Origin of the sequence: Mesorhizobium sp. M7A.F.Ca.MR.362.00.0.0 (assembly GCF_004023175.1) — a bacterium.
In the GTDB taxonomy this organism is placed as follows: domain Bacteria; phylum Pseudomonadota; class Alphaproteobacteria; order Rhizobiales; family Rhizobiaceae; genus Mesorhizobium.
This window is the reverse complement of sequence record NZ_RZTF01000194.1, coordinates 9,818-11,806: the sequence shown is the minus strand read 5'-3', so window position 1 is coordinate 11,806 and position 1,989 is coordinate 9,818. Positions and strand designations below refer to the sequence as shown.

Below are 1,989 nucleotides of genomic sequence, written 5' to 3'. Positions count from 1 at the left end.
CAGACCTCTTCCCTAGCCCCCCAGGAACCGCCACCGAGATCCTCCACATTGAGCCAGGGGAAGCGATCCTTCAGCGGGCCCGGCTCGAGGAACACCGTGTGGGCCCCAAAACTGCGCTGCAGATCGACGCGCTCGCGGGCCGCTTCGACGCCGCCGGGCGAACAGCAGTAAAGATATCCATGCTCCTTGAAGCCGAGGTCGGGCGCCGGCTCGTCCCTGTAGAAGGGTGCCATGCGCTCCTGAAATCCGCGGATGATCTCGATGCCGAACTGGCTGATCTTCACATTGATCGGATTGGAATATTGCTGCCGGATCGCGCTGGTGGACAGCGCCGTCGATGAAAACTCGTAACTGCTATCGCGCTCGACCACGAGGATCGAGGCACCGCTGCCCAGCGCCTGGCTCAGCCAGTAGGCCGTGGACGAGCCGACAACCGCTCCGCCGACGATGACGATGTCGTAGGCGTTGCGCGATGGCGCTTTGTAAGGCGGGATCCCCATGGCTCCGACTCCAAGCTACTGGTTGAACAAAGCGATCAGGGCATCCGAGCCCCGCGCAAGAAGGCCAAGGTCCGAACCGACGGCAACCATGGTGAAGCCTTCGGCAAGGTAGCGGTCGGCATCGGCCTTCGCCGGCGCCAGGATGCCGCTTGCCTTGCCTGCCGCCGTCGCGGCCTTGCGCACGGACGAGATTGCCTCCTGGACATGTGCCGCGCCGGGATTGCCCATCGCGCCCATATTGGTGGAAAGATCGCCGGGACCGACGAAGAGAACGTCGACGCCGTCGACCGCCGCGATCTCGGCGGCATTCGCCACGCCCAATTCATCCTCGATCTGCACGGCGAGAAGCTGCTGCTCACGCGCCTTGGCGTGGTAGCCGGCGATGCGGCCGAAGCCATTGGCGCGGTGACCGACCGAGAAGCCGCGAAATCCGCCGGGCGCATAGGTCATGGCCGCGACGATGGCGCGGGCCTGATCGGCGGTTCGTACATTGGGGATCATCAGGCTGCGTGCACCGATATCCAGCGCCTGCTTGATCAGATTGGGATCGTCGGAGGGCAGCCTGACGACAGCCTCGCTGTCGAAGCCGCCCATCACCTGAAGCTGCGCCATGATGCTGCGCAGATGGTTGGGGCTGTGCTCGCCGTCGATCAGCACCCAATCGGCTCCGGAGCCGGCGATGATCTCCGTGGTGAGCGCCGAAGCCAGCGAGCACCAGATGCCGATGTGAGCCTGGCCAGCCGCTGTGGCAGCTTTCAGCGTGTTGACGCGTTCCTGCATCTTGCGATCATCTCCAATCATCTGGATTGAAATTTGTATGATGTCCTATATCATATGGCTATAAAACGCTGCAAGATGCGATGTACGGACTTTCAAATAGGAGCTGGAGAATGAGGATCGGGTTCATCGGGCTTGGCGTCATGGGAGCACCGATGGCGCGCCACCTGGCCGATGCCGGGCATGAGATCGTCACCGTTCTCAATCGCTCCCCTCTACCGCAGGGCCTGACCGCATCGGTCGTCGCGTCCGCCGCCGAAATGGCACGGCGGTCCGAGATCGTCGTTACCATGCTGCCCGACACGCCTGACGTCGAACGCGTCCTGTTGGGCGAGGACGGCGTCCTGGAAGGACTGTCAGCCGGCAAGCTGGTCATCGACATGAGCTCGATCAGCCCCATCGCCACGGCGGCGTTCGCGGCGAAACTTCGAGAGAAGGGAGCCGGCTATCTCGACGCCCCGGTCTCGGGCGGCGAGGTCGGCGCCAAGGCGGCGTCGCTGACCATCATGGTCGGCGGCGAGGAAACCCCGTTCGAGCGCGCCAAGCCCGTGTTCGAGAAGATGGGCAAGAACATCACCCTGGTCGGGCCGAACGGGGTTGGCCAGACCACCAAGGTGGCCAACCAGATCGTCGTCGCGCTGACCATTGAAGCCATCGCCGAAGCGCTTGTTTTTGCTTCGAAAGCCGGCGCCGATCCGGCCAAGGTCCAGGC

Annotated in this window: 3 protein-coding genes; 1 reads left to right on the top strand and 2 read right to left on the bottom strand. The window is 63.7% G+C overall.

Annotated elements, in window-relative coordinates; genetic code table 11:
* Both EOC06_RS21905 and EOC06_RS21900 read right to left on the bottom strand, forming a co-directional pair.
* Nucleotides 1-500: FAD-binding oxidoreductase (locus EOC06_RS21905; RefSeq protein ID WP_164898682.1), on the bottom strand; the 500-nt coding region annotated here is incomplete at its 3' end.
* A 15-nt stretch (nucleotides 501-515) separates the two neighbouring features.
* Complete coding sequence (locus EOC06_RS21900; protein WP_128308768.1) at nucleotides 516-1,280, bottom strand: HpcH/HpaI aldolase/citrate lyase family protein; 765 nt, start codon at nucleotides 1,278-1,280, stop codon at nucleotides 516-518.
* A gap of 110 nt (nucleotides 1,281-1,390) precedes the next feature.
* Between EOC06_RS21900 and EOC06_RS21895 the strand changes: the two genes are divergently transcribed.
* Nucleotides 1,391-1,989, top strand: a 599-nt coding sequence (locus tag EOC06_RS21895) for an NAD(P)-dependent oxidoreductase (protein ID WP_245469888.1), incomplete at its 3' end; no start/stop codon positions are given.

What these genes read in the sequence shown, in the direction of transcription:
- EOC06_RS21900 (WP_128308768.1), bottom strand. Translation starts at nt 1,280, where the DNA reads ATGCAGGAACGCGTCAACACGCTGAAAGCTGCCACAGCGGCTGGCCAG.